We start from the raw sequence: 17,897 nt of genomic DNA on the forward strand, positions 1-17,897 counted from the left end.
AAGATCCACGGCCGGGGCGCGAACCGACGCTTTGCTGAGGGCTGATGAGTGACGTACGGGCTGGACGGCTCAAGGTCTATCTCGGGGCGGCCCCCGGCGTGGGCAAGACCTGCCGCATGCTCGAGGAGGGCCGCAGCCGGGCGTCGCGCGGCGCCGACGTGGTGGTCGGGTTCGTGGAGTGCCACGGGCGGCCCCGTACGGAGGCGATGCTCGACGGCCTGGAGGTCGTGCCGCGCGCCCACCGCGTCCACCGTGGCCGGGACTTCGCGGAGATGGACCTCGCCGCGGTGCTCGCGCGCCGCCCCCAGGTCGCGATCGTGGACGAGTTCGAGCACAGCAACGTGCCCGGCGGTCGCAACGCCAAGCGCTGGCAGGACGTCGAGGAACTGCTCGCCGCGGGCATCGACGTCATCACCGCGGTCGACATCCAGCATCTGGCGTCCCTCAACGATGTCGTCGAGAGGATCACCAGGGCGCCGCAGGGCGAGACCGTCCCCGATGAGGTCGTCCGGCGGGCCCGGCAGATCGAGCTGGTGGACATGGAGCCCGAGGGGCTGCGCCGTCGCATGGCGCACGGCAACATCTACGCCCCCGAGGAGATCGACGCCGCCATGGCCAACCGCTTCCGGCCCGGAAACTTGACCGCCCTGCGGCAACTCGCCCTGCTGTGGGTGGCCGACCGGGTCGACGAGGCGCTTCGGACGTACCGCGCCGAGGACGCCACAGGCAGGGTGCGGGAGACCCGGGAGCGGGTGCTCGTCGGGCTCACCGGCGGGCCCGAGGGGGACACCCTGATCCGGCGGGCGGCCCGGATCGCCGACCGGTCCGCGGGCGGCGATCTGCTCGCCGTGCACATCACCCGCAGCGACGGGCTCGCCGCCGGTGCCTCGCACGCCTCGCTCGCCCGGCAGCGCCGGCTGGTGGAGGAGCTCGGCGGCAGCTATCACTCGGTGGTCGGGGACGATGTGGCCACCGCTCTGGTCGAGTTCGCCCGGGCCGAACACGCCACCCAGCTGGTGCTGGGCACGAGTCGGCGCGGACGGATCGAGCGGTTCCTCGGCGGGCGTGGCACCGGCGAGACGGTGGTCGGGCTGTCCGGGGACATCGACGTCCACACGGTCGCCCATGAGCGGGCCGGACGCGGCATGCTGCTGCCGTCCCGGCGCAGGACGCTCGGCGGGCCCCGTCGGGTCGCGGGTCTGCTGGCCGGCCTGGTCCTGCCCGTGCTGCTCACCGTCTTCCTCGACCAGGTGCGCGACACGTTCAACCTCACCAGTGAGACGCTGCTGTTCCTGCTCACGGTGGTGGGCGTGGCGTGCATCGGCGGGGTGGCCTCGGCGGTGATCGCGTCGGTGACGGCGTCCCTGCTGCTGAACTACTGGTTCATCCCGCCGATCGGTGCCTTCACCCTCGACAACCCCGACGCCATGCCGGCGCTCGCCGTGTTCGCGATCGTCGCCGCCACCGTCGCGGGCGTGGTCGACCGCTCCCTGCGGCTCTCGCGACGCTCGGCCCGCGCCACCGCGGCGGCGGAGACCATGTCGTCCCTGGCCGGGACGATCGTGCGGGGCGGGGCGACCATTCCGGCGCTGCTGGAGCGTACGCGGGAGACCTTCGGCATGGAGTCGGCGGACCTCGTCCAGGAGCAGCCGCCCGACGGGGAGGGCGTGACAGCCGTGCCCGCGGGCCCAGGAGCCTTCCTCGTGCTGCGCGGCCGTCCCCTCCCGTCCTCCGAACGGCGCGTGCTGGCCGCGTTCGCCGCGCATGTCGGCTCCGCCGTCGAGCGGGCCCGGCTCGCCGAGGCCGCGGCCGAGATAGAGCCGATCAAGGCCGCCGACCGGATGCGTACGGCACTGCTGCGGGCCGTCGGGCACGATCTGCGCACGCCGCTCGCCGCGGGCCGGGCGGCCGTGACCTCGCTGCGCGGCCGGGATGTGGAGTTCTCGGACGAGGACCGCCAGGAGCTGCTCGCCACTGCCGACGAGTCCCTCGCCAAGCTCAGCCGGCTCGTGGAGAACCTGCTGGACCTCAGCCGTCTCCAGGCCGGCGTTCTCACCCTCGAACTGCGCGGCACCATGCTCGAAGAGGTTCTCCCGGCGGTGCTGGCCGACACCCCGGACGTCGAGGTGGGGGAGCTGGAAGAGATCCCCGCCGTCCTGGCCGACCCGCCCCTGCTGGAGCGCGTGATCGCCAACCTGGTCGAAAACGCCGCCCGCCACACCCCGCCCGGCGGCAAGGTCGTCCTGACCGCCGGCGCCCACGCGGGCCGGGTCGAGCTGCGTGTCGTCGACCGCGGTCCCGGCCTGCCGCGGACCGGCCGGGACCGGATCTTCGAACCGTTCCAGCGGCTGGGCGACACCGACAACACCACAGGACTCGGCCTGGGGCTGGCTCTGTCCAAGGGCCTGACCGAGGCGATGGACGGCACGCTCGTCCCCGAGGACACCCCCGGCGGCGGCCTGACGATGGTGCTCTCCCTGCCGTTCGCGGAGCGGGCGGCGTACTCCCGGTAGCTCCGTGGCCGCCTGGCCGCCCCCATCCCGGTGGTGTGCGCCACACGCGCGTCAGGGATGCGTCAAAGCGGCGGTCGGGGCCCGAAGCGGCGGCCGTAAGGGACGCGTCAAGGCTGCGCGGGCGGCCGTAAGAGCGCCGTCAACGACGGCCGAAACCAGCCACAAAGGCGCTTTCCTCGATTCGTCCGTGCTTGTCATTCTCGTTCGAATCTCACTAGGAGCTCGCGATGGCCGACGTGGCCTTCGTCGTCACCACGATCGCGGTGTTCGCGCTCGTGGCTCTCGTCGCCAAGGGGGTGACGAAGCTGTGACCGCCGAAAATGTGGTCGGCCTCGTCGTGGCCGTCGCCCTGCTGGGCTATCTCGTCCTCGCCCTGATCTTCCCGGAGAGGTTCTGAGCCCCGTCATGAGTCCCGTTCTCGCCGGCGTGCTCCAGCTGATCGCGCTCGTAGCGGCGCTGGCGCTCGTCCACATCCCCCTCGGCAACTACATGGCCCGGGTCTACTCCTCCGACAAGCACCTGCGGGTCGAGAAGTGGATCTACAAGGGGATCGGTGCCAACCCCGACACCGAGATGCGCTGGCACGCGTATCTGCGCGGTGTGCTGGCCTTCTCCGCGGCCGGTGTGCTGTTTCTGTATCTGCTCCAGCGGCTTCAGGGTGTGCTGCCCGGCTCGCTCGGCTTCGCCTCGATCGACCCGGACCAGGCGTTCAACACGGCCGCGTCGTTCGTGACCAACACCAACTGGCAGTCGTACTACGGCGAGCAGGCCATGGGCCATGTCGTACAGACCGCCGGTCTGGCCGTGCAGAACTTCGTCTCGGCCGCGGTGGGCATGGCGGTGGCCGTGGCGCTGGTGCGCGGCTTCGCCCGTTCGCGCACCGGTGAGCTGGGCAACTTCTGGGCCGACCTGGTGCGCGGCACGGTCCGCATCCTGGTGCCGGTCGCCGCGATCGCGGCTGTCGTCCTGGTGGCGTGCGGCGCGATCCAGAACTTCTCCGGCATCCACGAGGTCGGCCAGTTCATGGGCGGCTCACAGCAGTGGAACGGGGGCGCGGTCGCCTCGACGGAGGCCATCAAGGAGGTGGGCACCAACGGCGGCGGCATCTTCAACGCCAACAGCGCCCACCCGTTCGAGAACCCCACCCCGTTCACCAACCTCTTCGAGATCTTCCTGATCCTGGTGATCCCGTTCTCGCTGACCCGGACGTTCGGCGTCCTGGTCGGCTCGGTGAAGCAGGGGTGCGCGATCCTCGCGACGATGGTCACCATCTGGATCGGCTTCACGGCGCTGATGATGTGGACGGAGTTCGCCCACCGCGGCCCGGCGCTCGAGATCGCGGGCGGGGCGATGGAGGGCAAGGAGGTCCGCTTCGGTGTCGGCGGCTCGTCGATCTTCGCGGTGGCGACCACGCTCACCTCGACCGGCGCGGTGGACTCCTTCCACTCCTCGTTCACCGGCCTGGGCGGCGGCATCACCATGCTCGGCATGATGCTGGGCGAGATCGCGCCCGGCGGTGTGGGCTCCGGCCTCTACGGCATGCTGATCATGGCGATCATCGCGGTGTTCATCGCGGGACTGATGGTCGGCCGCACGCCCGAGTACCTGGGCAAGAAGATCGGCACCCGCGAGATCAAGCTGGCCGCCCTGTACATCCTGGTGACCCCCACCCTGGTGCTCGTCTTCACGGCCGCGGCGATGGCCCTGCCGACCCCGGGCAACTCCATGACGAACAGCGGGGCGCACGGGTTCTCCGAGATCCTCTACGCCTACACATCCGGGGCCAACAACAACGGTTCCGCCTTCGCCGGCCTGAACGCGGACACGCAGTGGTTCAACACCACGATCGGCCTGGCGATGCTGCTCGGCCGGTTCATACCGATGGTGTTCGTGTTGGCGCTGGCGGGCTCGCTCGCGGAGCAGAAGCCCGTTCCGGCCACCGCGGGCACCCTGCGGACCGAGAAGCCGCTGTTCACCGGCCTGTTGGTGGGCGCGATCCTGATCATCACCGGGCTGACGTACTTCCCGGCGCTCGCGCTGGGCCCGCTCGCCGAGGGGATGGCGGCATGACCACCGATACCAAGAAGCACGAGGACCCGATGTCCACAGCCACTCCGACCCGGGCGCCGCACAGCGATGTACCCACCGGGCACAGGCCCGCCGAGGGCCGTGTCGGCGCGGGCCTGTTCGACCCCGGGCAGCTCGTCAGGTCGCTGCCGGACGCCTTCCGCAAGCTCGACCCGCGGGTGATGGTCAAGTCGCCCGTGATGTTCGTGGTGCTGGTCGGCTCGGTCCTGACGACGGTGTTCTCGTGTCAGGACCCGACCGACTGGTTCGGCTGGGCGATCAGCGCCTGGCTGTGGCTGACCGTGGTCTTCGCGAACCTCGCGGAGGCGGTCGCCGAGGGGCGCGGCAAGGCGCAGGCCGACACCCTGCGCAAGGCGAAGACCGACACGGTCGCACGCCGGCTCAGCGGTGCCACGGAAGAGCGGGTGCCGGGCACCGAGCTGAGAATAGGCGACCTGGTCGTGTGCGAGGCGGGCGACATCATCCCCGGCGACGGCGACGTCGCCGAGGGCGTCGCCTCGGTGGACGAGTCGGCCATCACCGGCGAGTCGGCACCCGTCATCCGCGAGTCGGGCGGCGATCGCAGCGCCGTCACCGGCGGAACGAAGGTGCTCTCCGACCGCATCGTCATCAAGATCACGACGAAGCCGGGCGAGACCTTCATCGACCGGATGATCAATCTCGTCGAGGGCGCGGCCCGGCAGAAGACGCCCAACGAGATCGCGCTGAACATCCTGCTCGCGTCCCTGACGATCGTGTTCCTTCTCGCGTGCGCCACGTTGCCGCCGTTCGCCGACTACGCGGGCAAGGACCTGACCATGGTCGTGCTGGTGGCCCTGCTGGTCTGCCTCATTCCCACCACGATCGGCGCGCTGCTGTCCGCGATCGGCATCGCCGGCATGGACCGGCTGGTCCAGCGCAATGTGCTCGCCATGTCCGGCCGGGCCGTCGAGGCCGCCGGTGATGTGTCCACCCTGCTGCTCGACAAGACCGGCACCATCACCCTCGGCAACCGCCAGGCAGCGGAGTTCGTGCCGGTGCGCGGCACCACGGAGGCCGAGGTCGCGGACGCCGCGCAGCTGTCGTCGCTGGCCGACGAGACACCCGAGGGCCGTTCCATCGTCGTCCTCGCGAAGGAGAAGTACGGGCTGCGCGAGCGGCACCAGGGCGAGCTGACCGATGCCGAGTGGGTCGCCTTCACCGCCCAGACCCGTATGTCGGGCGTCGACGTCGACGGCAGGAAGGTCCGCAAGGGCGCCGCCGGTTCGGTCGTCGCCTGGGTCCAGAAGCAGGGCGGCACGGTCGCGAAGGACGCGGACGAGATCGCCAACCGGATCTCGGAGGCGGGCGGTACGCCCCTGCTGGTCGCGGTCCGAGACGATCAGGGCGCCCGGATCCTCGGTGTCATCCACCTCAAGGACGTCGTCAAGGAGGGCATGCGCGAGCGGTTCGAGGAACTGCGCCGCATGGGCATCAAGACCGTCATGATCACCGGTGACAACCCGCTGACGGCCAAGGCGATCGCCGAGGAGGCAGGCGTCGACGACTTCCTCGCCGAGGCCACCCCCGAGGACAAGATGGCCCTCATCAAGCGCGAGCAGGCGGGCGGCAAGCTGGTCGCGATGACCGGTGACGGTACGAACGACGCGCCCGCGCTGGCGCAGGCGGACGTCGGCGTGGCGATGAACACCGGCACCTCGGCGGCCAAAGAGGCCGGCAACATGGTCGACCTCGACTCCAACCCGACCAAGCTCATCGAGATCGTCGAGATCGGCAAGCAACTCCTGATCACCCGGGGCGCCCTGACGACGTTCTCCATAGCCAACGACGTCGCCAAGTACTTCGCGATCATCCCGGCCCTGTTCGCGGCGGTCTATCCGGGGCTGGACAAGCTCAACATCATGGGCCTGTCCTCGCCCGACTCCGCGATCCTGTCCGCGGTCATCTTCAACGCGCTGATCATCATCGCGCTGGTGCCGCTGGCTCTGCGCGGAGTCCAGTACCGCCCGGTCAGCGCCGACAAGATGCTCCGCCGCAACCTCACCATCTACGGCCTCGGCGGGCTCGTCGCGCCCTTCATCGGCATCAAACTCATCGACCTGCTCATCTCGCTCATCCCCGGGATCGGCTGAAGGACATGAACAACTCCCTGAAGAACACCGCCCGGCTGCTGGGCGCGGGCTTGCGCGCCCTCCTCATGCTGACCCTGGTGACGGGCGTCATCTATCCGCTGGTCATCACCGGCCTCGCCCAGGGGCTGTTCAGCGACAAGGCGAACGGCTCCGAGATCACGGCGGACGGGAAGGTCGTCGGCTCGTCCCTGATCGGGCAGTCCTACAACCTGCCGCTGAAGAAGGGCCAGGAAACGCCGGAGCCCGACCTCAAGTGGTTCCAGGGCCGCCCGCAGAACGGCCTCGGCAGCAACAGCGTCAACACCCAGTACAAGCTCATCCTCTCCGGCGCCACCAACCGCTCCGCGGACAACGAGGAGCTCATCCAGTGGGTGAAGGACGCCAAGGCCGCAGTCGTCAAGGACAACTCGGTGCCCGGCCACAGGGTCGAGCCGTCCGATGTGCCCGCCGAGGCGGTGACCTCATCCGGCTCGGGCCTGGACCCGGACATCTCCCGGGACTACGCCGACCTCCAGGTCCACCGCGTCGCCGAGAGGAACGGCCTGTCCGTCTCCCAGGTGCGGAAGCTGGTCGATGAGCACACCGAGGGCCGCACCCTCGGCTTCATCGGCGAGCCCCGGGTGAACGTGCTCGAGCTGAACATCGCCCTCAAGGGCCTCGTGGCGAAGAGCTGACGCGCTCAGTCGAACGGCGGAGGGAGCCGACGGCCCGGACACGTTCCGGAATCGTCGGCTCCCTACGGCGTATCACCAAACTGTTCAACGGAAACGAGAACATGCTGCGCGGCCTGGAGCAGATCCCGCACGCCGACTGCCTGGCCCACCTGGTGGGCAAGAGAGGCCTCAGGCGTCGGGCGGCAGGGCTTCGGCCGGGCCCTCCAGCCGCCGTGTGTCCAGGCGCCACCGCCAGGCGTTGCGGCGATGGACGGACGCCAGCTGGGCCGCCAGCGGCGACGGCGGCACCGCGAGGACGGAACAGGTCGCGTGCGCGAGACAGTAGCGGCTGACCGAGCGGCTCAGCGCTCGGCGCAGGCGGCCACGCCGTCCGGCGCCGACGACCAGGACGTCGTCCTCGCGGTCGGCGATCTCCACCAGCGCCCGGCCAGGGGCGCCACGGGCGACGAGGGGGTGGAGAGCCACTCCGGGACCAGCGGCGTCGAACACGTCGTCGAGTGCGGCGAGCAGCCGCTCCCGGGCGAGGCACTGCCAGTCGACGGTGCAGGGGGAAGCGGCCGCCGTCCGGCGCGCCCCGAGCTCCCCGCCGGGCGGTTCCCAGGCGAGGACCGGCCACAGTTCGGCGTTCCGGCGCCGGGCCTCGCGGGCGGCCCGGCACAGCGCGGTGTGACTCCCCAGCGAGCCGCTCACCCCTACCACCACACGAGCGGGCCAGGGCGCGTCGGACTCCGACATCACGTCACCGTTCCTCACGGCCCACGGACGGTCTCCGCGGGCGATTCACCATGCGACCGTGGCCATCCCACTCCAGGACGGGGCTCCGCGACAGCCCGCGGACCATTCCTTGGCATGCTTCTGATGGCCGTACCCGGGGCGCCCACCCGGGGCGTCAGCGTTCCGTCAGCGATTCCCCGAACTCCGTCAGCATCCCGTCAGGAGGCGTCCGGGGGAGGGGGCGGCCGGGCGTAGCGTCGTGGGTGAGCCCCGGTCGGCCTCCCCGCGTCCGGGGCCGACCCAGCTCATTCCGTTCAACCACCTCGGATCCTCCAGGAGGCATTCCGTGACGGACATCCAGTACGACGAAGACCCTGAGCCCGCCGATCGTTTCCCGGCCGGACTGCTGCACGTTCCTGTCCGGCCGGGCCCGAGGGGGTGCGTGACCCGGCTGTTCCGCACCCCCCTCGGCGACCGTACGGCTGTCGGCTTCACCTCCGAGCGCGCGCTGTTGGCCACGCTCGGCGCGGACCAGCCGTGGATCAGGCTCTCCGAGCCCGCCCTGCGGGCGCTGACCGCACCGCTCGGGGTCACCACCGTGACCGTGGACCCGCAGTTCAGCGCCCCGGCGCCGATCCCCGGTGGCGAGGCGGTCCACAGTCCGGATCGGCCTGCCGCGCGCGGTTCGCGCCCGGACACCTGGGATCCGCGGGCCGTCGGCGCGCTGCGGGTGACCGGCGCCGCCGCCCTCGTGTCGGCGCTGTCGCTGTGGCTCGGCTGAGCGAGGAGCACACCATGACCACGGTTCACGAGCCGCACGTCACCACCACCGCGAGCGCCGACGCCCTGTCGGTGTGGCCGGCCTCTGCCACCGAGCCCCGGCCCGGTGACCTGACCGTCGGCGGGGTGCCCCTCGCCGAAGTGGCGGAACACTTCGGCACCCCGGTCTACGTCCTCGACGAGGCCGAGGTGCGCGAACGCTGCCGCACCTACCGGCATGCCTTTCCCGACGCCGAAGTGCTGTACGCGGCCAAGGCGTTTCTGTGCCGGGCCATGATCCACTGGGTGGACGAGGAGGGCCTCGGCCTCGACGTGTGTTCCGCAGGAGAGCTGGAACTCGCCGTCACCAGCGGCTTCCCGCCCGAGCGCATGGTCCTGCACGGCAACGCCAAGACGCCGCACGATCTGGAGCTGGCACTGCGCCTCGGCGTGGGCCGCATCGTCATCGACAGCCCGTCGGAGATCGCCCGGCTCGCCGCCGCGGTAGGGCCGGAGGGCCACCAGAAGGTGATGGTCCGCGTGGTGCCCGGTATCGGCGCGGGCGGCCACCAGAAGATCCGCACCGGCACCGAGGACCAGAAGTTCGGTGTGTCCGTCTCCGACGGCTACGCCCAGCACGCCATCGCCCGGATCCTCGATCAGCCGCAGCTCGAACTGACCGGCCTGCACTGCCATCTGGGCTCGCAGATCACCAGCGTGAAGCCGTATCTGACCGCTGTACGGCGCATGGTCGGCCTCATGGCCCGGCTGCACGAGCAGCACGGCCTCGTCCTGCCCGAACTCGACCTCGGCGGCGGCCACGGAATCGCCTACCGTCCCGGTGAGAGGCGTCTGGACCTGACCGCGCTGGCGTGCAGGGTCCATGCGGAGCTGACACAGGCGTGCGCGGCGGCCGGTCTTTCCGTGCCCCGCCTGATGATCGAACCTGGTCGGGCCGTCGTGGGCCCCGCCGGCATCGCCCTGTACCGCGTGCTCACGGTGAAGCACACCGGCGACCACACCTTTGTCGCGGTGGACGGCGGCATGAGCGACAACCCCCGGCCCGCGCTGTACGGCGTGCGGTACGCACCGCGCCTGGTCGGCAGGGAGGGCAGCGCCGACCTGGCCCGGGTGACCGTCGTCGGCAGGCACTGCGAGGCGGGGGACATCGTGGCCGCCGACATCGACCTCCCCGCCGACCTGCGCCCCGGAGATCTGCTCGCAGTCCCGGTCGCGGGCGCCTACCACCTGTCCATGGCCTCCGGCTACAACCTGGTCGGCCGTCCACCCGTGGTCGCGGTGCACGTCGGCCGTGCCCGGCTCCTCGTCCGCCGCGAGTCCCTCGACGACATCCGCAGCCGCGACGTGGGCCTGTAATCCCGCCACCTCCCCGGTCACCTCCGGACGAGTAATGGCCCGGTGCTCGTCCGGAGGTTTTCCCGTATGCGCGGCAACTCACCCGGAAAATATGGGAGAATTCACGGTTTGAAGCGACGGGGATTGAAAACGGAGTATCAGCCACCGTTCATCGCAAGGATAAAGTGGCGCACGTCACAGTGGCCGCTTTCTCTGGTGCAGGCTAAGCTACGTTCGCCGAGCCGCCCTTTTCCGTGCAGATCCGCCGACTGTCGATAAGAAGAAATTCAAGGAACAGTGCAGTTCCCTGTTCTCCTTCCCTGACCCGGGACCGCCGTACGCGCTTCCCGGCCATCGACGAACTGGATTTCCCTTACGCCGACGCGGAAAAACGCCGTGGGTGCCTTCTGGCGCGCCCTCACCTCGGTCTTCTCATTCTTTCGTTCGACCGGTAGCCGACCCTCATCGTCTCACCCGGAGTTCGTGACAATGACTTCGCCCGAGCCCTTCCCTTTAACGCGATATCAACTCGACATATGGGTCTCCGCCGCACAATCCGAGGAATCACCGCAGTACAACGTCTCGCTGTACGAGAAGCTCACCGGGAACGTGAATCTCGACGTCCTCCGCCAATGCGTCGAGCAGGTCCTGCGGCGTCATGACGCGCTGCGTCTGCGATTCGACGAGCGGGACGGGACACCTCTTCAGTGGGTCGAGCCCCGGATCCCCGTCGTGGAGACGGCCGACCTGTCACGGGAAGGCGACCCGGCGGCGGCCTGCCGCCGCTGGGTGCGCGCATTCCAGCAGCGTCCGATGCCGCTGCGCGATCAGCCCATGGTCCGGGCGGTGCTCCTGGTGGAGAGCGCCCGCGTGACGCACCTCCAGCTGGTCGCGCACCACCTGGTGATGGACGGCTGGGCGCTCAAACAGGTGAGCGCCGAGATCCTCGACGGCTATGCGTCGATGACGGCGGGCGCCACCGCCGCGGAGAACAGCGCGCCGTCGTACCGCTTGTTCTCCGAGCGGGATGCCGCGTACCAGGGATCCGAGGAGAACACCGCGGACCTGGCCGCCCACTGTTCCGCCCTCGCCGGCGCGGTCCCCGCGCTGTTCCCCAGGAAGCCGACGAGCGCCCCCCGCGAAGCCGCGCGTTATTCCTTCAGCCTGGACCGTTCGTGGGCGGCCCGCGTGCGCAAGGCCCAGTTGCCGCTGTTTCCCTATATCGCCACCGTGCTGGGCGCGTATCTGTCGCGGGTGCACCGCGCCGAAGAGGTGACCCTGGGCGTTCCGGTGCTGAACCGGCCGAGGGAATTCATGGATACGGTGGGGCATTTCGCAAATACCCTGCCCTTGCGCCTGCCCGCCCACCATGGGATGTCGCTGCGCGACATCGTCAACCGGACGCGGACCGCCACCCGCGCGCTGCGCGTGCACGAGCGGGCGGCGCTGGGGGACGTGGTGCGCCGATTACGCGATTCCGACGGCGGAAACCGGCAGCTTTTCGACGTCACCTTGTCCTACCTCCGGGCCGGCCGCCCGGACCCCGGCCCGGGCATCGATGTCGAGACGGCGATGGAATCGCCCTGCCATGAGCAGGATGTCCTCTCGGTGGTGGTGCTCGACTTCGACAACTCCCCGGAAATCCGCTTCGACCTGGATTACGCCACGGATGTCTTCGACGACGACTTCCCGGTCGAAGGGATGGCGGAGCACTTCAAAAACCTCCTCGAAGCGGCTGTGGACATGGCGGACGGGCCGATGTCCGCGGTGCCGATGCTCTCGGCCGCGGAGCGGGCGGAGCTGATCCGGCACGGCAGGGGAGAGAGCGTCGCGTATCCGCGGGACGCCACCCTCTCCGGGCTCTTCGAGCGGCAGGCCGCCCGCGCCCCGGCGCGGATCGCCGTGGTGGGCCCGGGCCCCGACGACGCCCTGACCTACGCCGAACTGGACGCACGCGCCAACCAGGTCGCCCGGGCGCTGCGGGCGGACGGCGTGGGCCCGGGCGACCGGGTCGCCGTCATGATGGAGCGCGGCCCGGACCTGCTCGTCGCGCTGATGGGCGTGGGCAAGGCGGGCGGTGCCTATGTCCCGGTGGACCCGGGATATCCGCGCGAGCGCATCGGCTTCCTGCTCGACGACAGCCGCCCGGCTGCCATCCTGACCTCGGACGAGAGCGAGCCACGGATCTCGACGGCGGCGGGTGTGCCCGTGCACCGCGTCCCGGACCTGCTGCATGGCGACGACTCCCCGCCGGAGCCGGCGGCCGACGGCTCGGACCTCGCGTATGTGATCTACACCTCCGGTTCCACCGGCAGGCCCAAGGGCGTGCTGGTCCGCCACCACTCGGTGGTCAACCGGCTGGCCTGGATGCAGCGCGCGTACCCCATCGGCGAGGGCGACGTACTGCTCCAGAAGACGCCCGTGTCCTTCGACGTGTCCGTGTGGGAGCTGTTCTGGTGGGCTATCGAGGGGGCGAGCGTGGCCCTGCTGCCGCCGGGCGGTGAGAAGGACCCCCGCGTGATCGGCCGGACCATCCACGACCGGGGCGTCACCGTCGCCCACTTCGTGCCGTCCATGCTCGGTGCCTTCCTCGACGCCGTGGAGCAGGACCCGGACGTACACGCCGGAACACGGACGCTGCGCCGGGTCTTCTGTAGCGGAGAGGCGCTGCCGGCCGCCCGTGTCGACCGGTTCAACCGGATCTTCCACGGTGCCGAGCGTGCCACGCCGGCCCTGGTGAACCTGTACGGCCCGACCGAGGCCACCGTCGACGTGACGTTCCACGACTGCCCCGGGGAGCCCGGCCGCCCCGTCGGCCGTGTGCCCATCGGACGGCCGATCGACAACACCTGTCTGTATGTGGTGGGGCGGAACGGGCAGCCGCAGCCCAAGGGGGTCCCGGGCGAGCTGTGGATCGGCGGCGCCGGGGTGGCCGCGGGATATCTGAACCGGCCCGCCCTGACCGGGGAGCGGTTCATCGCCGACCCGTTCACCGGCGAAGGCAGTCTGTACCGCACCGGTGACCTCGTGCGGTGGCTCGCCGACGGCACGCTCGAATACCTCGGCCGCCTCGACGACCAGGTGAAGATCCGCGGGAACCGCGTGGAGCCGGGCGAGGTCGGCGGGGCCCTGATCGCCGTGCCCGGGGTCCGGGACGCCCTGGTGGTGGACCGCACCGATGACGAGCGTGGTGTCCATCTGGTCGGCTACTACGTCGCGGAGGACGGGATCGCCGCCGCGGACATCCGCCGCCATCTCGCCGACACGCTCCCGGAGTTCATGATCCCGGCACTGCTGGTGCCGCTCGACCGCATTCCGCTGACGCCCAACGGCAAGGCGGATCGCCGGGCGCTGCCGGAACCGGTGGCCCGCGGCGGCGTACCGGTCTCACGCCCGCTCACCTCCGCCGAAGAGATCGTGGCGGACGTGTGGCAGGAGGTGCTGCGGTGCGGACCGGTGGGCGCCGAGGACGACTACTACGCGCTCGGCGGCGACTCGCTGCAAATGCTGCGCATCCGCGCCCTGGCAGAGCAGCGCGGCCTGCGCTTCTCACTGGCCGACCTGGTACGGCACTCCACCGTCGCCGGCCTGGCCGCGCGGGCCCACCACGACGAATTCCCCACCGACGTGGCCGAGTGCGGACCGCTCCCCTTCGAGACGGTCTCCGGTATCGACCGGGCACGGCTGGGCTCGGCCTCGGACGCCTACCCGCTCACTCGCATGCAACTCGGCCTGATCTACCACAGCCGTCAGCAGCGTCGATCCTCCCTCTACAAGGACGTGTTCCGCTACACACTGCGGTGCGACTGGGACGAGCAGCACTTCCGCGCGGCCTTCGGCGGGCTCGTACGGCGCCATCCGGCGCTGCGCACCAGCTTCGGCCTGGCCGGGTTCACCGAACCGCTCCAACTGGTGCACCCTCCCATGGAGGACGGCCTCGAAGTCGTCGATCTGCGGTCCCGCGACGGCGACGACGCGGAAACGGAGGTGCTGCGGCACATCGAAGAACGCCGCCACCACGAGTACGCCTTCGACACCGCGCCCCTGTACTCGCTGCGCGTCCACATCCGCCGCTCCGCGATCGACCTGGTCCTGAGCTTCCACCACGCCCTGTTGGACGGTGCGAGCGTCGCCAACCTCATCGGCGAGCTGCTGCGCGACTACGGGCACGCCCTGGGCCTGCACCCGACCCCGGCGCCCGAGGTCCGGCTGCCCTCGCCCGCCGCACACCTGCTGGCCGAGCGCCGGGCCCTGGCGTCGGAGGCCGACCGCCGGTACTGGCGGGCGGAGCTCGCCGGAAGCGAGCCCGTCTCGATCGGCACGTTCCGCCCGCACCAGCCCCCGTCGTCCGCGAGTGGACGCGCGTCGCACCGCTTCAACCTGCCGGCCCGGCTCGGCGACGACGTCCGGACGTTCGCCCGCGAGCAGGCGCTGCCGGTCAAGTCGGTGCTGTTCGCCGCCCACTGCATGACACTGCGACTGTTCTCCGGCCGCGAGGACGTCATGACCGGGCTCATCGCGCACAGCCGGCCGGAACACCCCCACGCCGAGCGCATGGTCGGCCTGTTCCTCAACACCCTGCCCATGAGGGTGAACACGGCCCAGGCCAGCTGGCTCGAGGCGGTACGGGAGGCGTTCCGGCGCGAGCAGGGCGCGTATCCCCACCGCCACTACCCCATGAGCGCCATCCAGGAGGAACGCGGCAGTGGACCGCTTTTCGACACCGTCTTCAACTATGTACGGTTCCAGCAGCTCACGGACGCACTGGGGGAGCCGGGGCTGGAGCTGATGGACTTCCGCACCGTGGAGGAGACCAACTTCACGCTCCTCGTCAACGCCGTGACGGACCCCGTCGACCAGAACATCTGGCTGCGCATCGACAACGACGGACAGACGGTCACCCACGATCAGGTCAGGCTCTTCGCCGACTCCTACACGCGCATCCTCGGCCACCTGATCCACCATCCCCTGGAACAGCCCGGCTGGGACTTCCTCACGCCCGTGCCGCAGCCGCTTCCGCCCGCCACGGACGTGGCACGGAGCGCGGTGGACCGCTTCGCGGAACAGGCCGCGCGCACCCCGCACGCCCTCGCCCTGACGACGCACGACGAGCGATGGACCTACGCGCGGCTCGACCGGGTGACCGCGACCGTGGCCCGCAACCTGATCGCCCTGGGCGTGCGGCCCGGCGCCGTCGTCGGTGTCGCCGCGGACCGGTCACCCGAGGTGATCGCCGCCATCCTCGGCATCATGCGGGCCGGGGCGGCGGTCATGCCCCTGGACACCGGATACCCCGCGAAACGGCTCTCCCGCATGATCGAGGAGGCCGACCCCTTCCTTGTCGTCGCCGGCCGACACGATGCCTTCCCCGACCAGGACGCGCCGACCGTACGGTTCGAGCAGATCGCCGAGCCGCCCACCGATGACGCGCCCGCCGCACCCCTCCCGGCGCTCACCCCGGACAGCACCGCCTGCGTCCTGTTCACCTCGGGCTCCACGGGGCGGCCCAAGGGGGTCGACATCCCCCACCGCACGCTGGCGTGCCTCGTGTCCTGGCAGAATCGCGCCCGCAGCGCCTCGCAGGGCATCACCCTCCAGTACGCCCCGCTGAGCTTCGACGTCTCCCTCCAGGAGATCTTCTCCACCCTGTGCGCGGGCGGCACACTCCGCCTGGTGCCGGAGGACATCCGCAGGGACATGCCGGCCCTGGTCCGCCTGATGCACCAGGAAGGGGTCGAGCGGATCTTCCTGCCCTACATCGCCCTCCAGCAACTGGCGCTCGCCTCCGAGGCGCTGGGCATCGCACCGGCCGCGCTGCGCGTCATCGTCTCGAGCGGCGAACAGCTGAGGATCACCGACGAGATCCGGCGTCTGTGCTCGGCCCTGCCCGGAGTGGTGCTGGAGAACCAGTACGGCCCCACCGAGACCCATGTGGTGACCCGCCACACCCTGACCGGGCCGCCGGCCGACTTCCCGGACCTTCCCCCGGTGGGCACCGCCGTCGACGGCGCCCAGGTCGTCGTGGTGGACCCGCGGCTGCGCCCCGTGCCGCCGGGTGTGACGGGCGAGTTGTACCTCGGGGGCGCCTCGGTCGCGCGCGGCTATCTGGGCCGCGACGACCTGACCAAGGAACGCTTCGTCACGCTGCCCGGCACACCCGGCCGCTTCTACCGCTCCGGCGACCTCGGCTTCGCGCTGCCGAGCGGCGAGATCGTGTGCACCGGCCGCGCCGACACCCAGGTCAAGGTCCGCGGATTCCGGGTCGAGACGGCCGAGGTGGAGCTGGCCATCCGCGACCTCGTCCCCCGCCATCCCGGCATCGCGGAAGCCGCCGTCGTCGCCCACCGCCGCCCCGGCACGGACACGGTCCTGGTGGCCTTCCTGACCGGCGATCGCTCGACGGTGGACACCGGCGCGCTGCGCGGCAGGCTGCGGGAGACGCTGCCCGACTACATGGTGCCGTCCTACGTCCAGTGGCTCCCCGCCATGCCGTCCACCCCCAGTGGGAAACGGGACGACGCCGCCCTGCGGGCCATACCGCTCGAGGCACCCGCCGACCACGACACCACCCCGCCGCGCACCCCGCTCGAAAAGGCCCTCGCCGAGATCCTCGCGGACCTGCTGCATCTGCCCGAAGTCGGCATCCACGACAGCATGTTCGACCTGGGCGGCACCTCACTGACCGCGATGCGGCTCATCGCCACGCTGGAACAGCGCTTCGGCACCGTCATCCCGCTGTCGGAGTTCATCGCCGCGCCGACCGTGGCCGCCATGGCCACCCGGCTGCGCTCGGGCGCGACGGCACCGGCCCGCTTCGACCCGATCGTGCCGCTCAACCCGGCGGGTTCGCGGACCCCGCTGTTCCTGGTCCATCCCATGGGCGGCAATGTGCTGTGCTTCCTGCCCTTCTCCAGACACCTCGACCCCGAGCAGCCGCTGTACGCCCTCCAGGCAACCGGCGCCGACCCCGGCACCGAACCGCTGGACACCATCGCCGACATGGCCCGCAGCTACCTCACCGCGGTCAGACGGATCCAGCCCGAAGGCCCGTACAAGATCAGCGGCTACTCCTTCGGTGGTTTCGTCGCCTTCGAAATGGCCTGCCAACTCCGCGCGGCGGGTGAGCGGGCCGAGGTGCTGATCCTGGACACCGTCGCCCTCAACCCACAACTGCGCGAGCTGTACACCGAGGACGCGCTGCTCGGCTGGTTCTTCTGGGAACTGCTCTGGCCCGTACGCGGCGGCGCCTCGCCACTGGAGGAGATGCCCGAGCACGCCACCACGCTGGACGCGAAGTTCGCACACATCGCGCGGTGCGCCGTCGACCTGGGCGTATTGCCCGCCGACAGTTCCGGAACCGTCATCAGGCGCCTGTTCCGCCTCTACCGGGCGAACTGGCTGGCCACCCTGGACTACCGGCCGGACACCGTCGACCAGGACATCGTCCTCCTGCGGGCAGACGAACCGCTGCCCGCGATCCTCGAGGCCATGCACGGCGCCGCGGGCAGCCTGCACTACGAGCCGACCAACGGCTGGCGGCGGATGACCACCGGCCGCATCCAGGTGATCGGCATCCCCGGCGATCACCTCTCCATGATCGAGGAGCCCGGCGTCGCCCACGTGGCCAAGACGGTCGCCGACATCCTGCACCCCTCAACCCATCTCCGAAGGGACACCTGAGC

The 17,897-nt window shown here is 70.5% G+C and carries 9 protein-coding genes; 8 read left to right on the forward strand and 1 reads right to left on the reverse strand.

What is annotated here, in order from left to right; genetic code table 11:
* The first annotated feature begins 44 nt into the window (after positions 1-44).
* From ACZ4WQ_RS35975 to ACZ4WQ_RS35995, 5 genes are all read left to right on the forward strand, one after another.
* Positions 45-2,513 carry a sensor histidine kinase gene (locus ACZ4WQ_RS35975; RefSeq protein WP_468022716.1) on the forward strand — a complete coding sequence of 823 codons (2,469 nt, stop codon included), beginning with the start codon at positions 45-47 and terminating at the stop codon, positions 2,511-2,513.
* A 307-nt stretch (positions 2,514-2,820) separates the two neighbouring features.
* Positions 2,821-2,910, forward strand: a complete 90-nt coding sequence (kdpF, locus tag ACZ4WQ_RS35980) for a K(+)-transporting ATPase subunit F (RefSeq protein ID WP_009326374.1) — start codon at positions 2,821-2,823, stop codon at positions 2,908-2,910.
* An 8-nt stretch (positions 2,911-2,918) separates the two neighbouring features.
* Positions 2,919-4,583 (forward strand): potassium-transporting ATPase subunit KdpA, encoded by a 1,665-nt coding sequence (gene kdpA / locus ACZ4WQ_RS35985; protein WP_468022717.1) that lies wholly within the window; start codon positions 2,919-2,921, stop codon positions 4,581-4,583.
* Positions 4,580-6,712 carry a potassium-transporting ATPase subunit KdpB gene (gene kdpB / locus ACZ4WQ_RS35990; protein WP_311723920.1) on the forward strand — a complete coding sequence of 711 codons (2,133 nt, stop codon included), beginning with the start codon at positions 4,580-4,582 and terminating at the stop codon, positions 6,710-6,712. Before kdpA ends, kdpB begins: the two co-directional genes overlap by 4 nt.
* A 5-nt stretch (positions 6,713-6,717) precedes the next feature.
* Positions 6,718-7,386 (forward strand): potassium-transporting ATPase subunit C, encoded by a 669-nt coding sequence (locus tag ACZ4WQ_RS35995; RefSeq protein ID WP_468022718.1) that lies wholly within the window; start codon positions 6,718-6,720, stop codon positions 7,384-7,386.
* A 168-nt stretch (positions 7,387-7,554) separates the two neighbouring features.
* Here ACZ4WQ_RS35995 and ACZ4WQ_RS36000 read toward each other — a convergent pair whose 3' ends face one another.
* Positions 7,555-8,121 carry a universal stress protein gene (locus ACZ4WQ_RS36000; RefSeq protein ID WP_468022719.1) on the reverse strand — a complete coding sequence of 189 codons (567 nt, stop codon included), beginning with the start codon at positions 8,119-8,121 and terminating at the stop codon, positions 7,555-7,557.
* A 325-nt stretch (positions 8,122-8,446) separates the two neighbouring features.
* Between ACZ4WQ_RS36000 and ACZ4WQ_RS36005 the strand changes: the two genes are divergently transcribed.
* The 3 genes from ACZ4WQ_RS36005 to ACZ4WQ_RS36015 all read left to right on the forward strand — a co-directional run bounded on the left by ACZ4WQ_RS36005 (position 8,447) and on the right by ACZ4WQ_RS36015 (position 17,895).
* On the forward strand, positions 8,447-8,881 hold the full coding sequence (locus tag ACZ4WQ_RS36005) for an SAV_915 family protein (protein ID WP_311723923.1): 435 nt from the start codon (positions 8,447-8,449) through the stop codon (positions 8,879-8,881).
* A 14-nt stretch (positions 8,882-8,895) separates the two neighbouring features.
* A complete protein-coding gene (gene lysA / locus ACZ4WQ_RS36010) occupies positions 8,896-10,236 on the forward strand; it encodes a diaminopimelate decarboxylase (RefSeq protein WP_311723924.1) in 1,341 nt (446 codons plus the stop codon).
* Positions 10,237-10,704: 468 nt separating this feature from the next.
* The gene (locus ACZ4WQ_RS36015) at positions 10,705-17,895 is read left to right on the forward strand and encodes an amino acid adenylation domain-containing protein (protein WP_468022720.1); all 7,191 of its coding nucleotides are present in this window, start codon (positions 10,705-10,707) and stop codon (positions 17,893-17,895) included.
* Positions 17,896-17,897 lie beyond the last annotated feature (2 nt).

This window comes from Streptomyces sp. NPDC028305 (assembly GCF_055569495.1).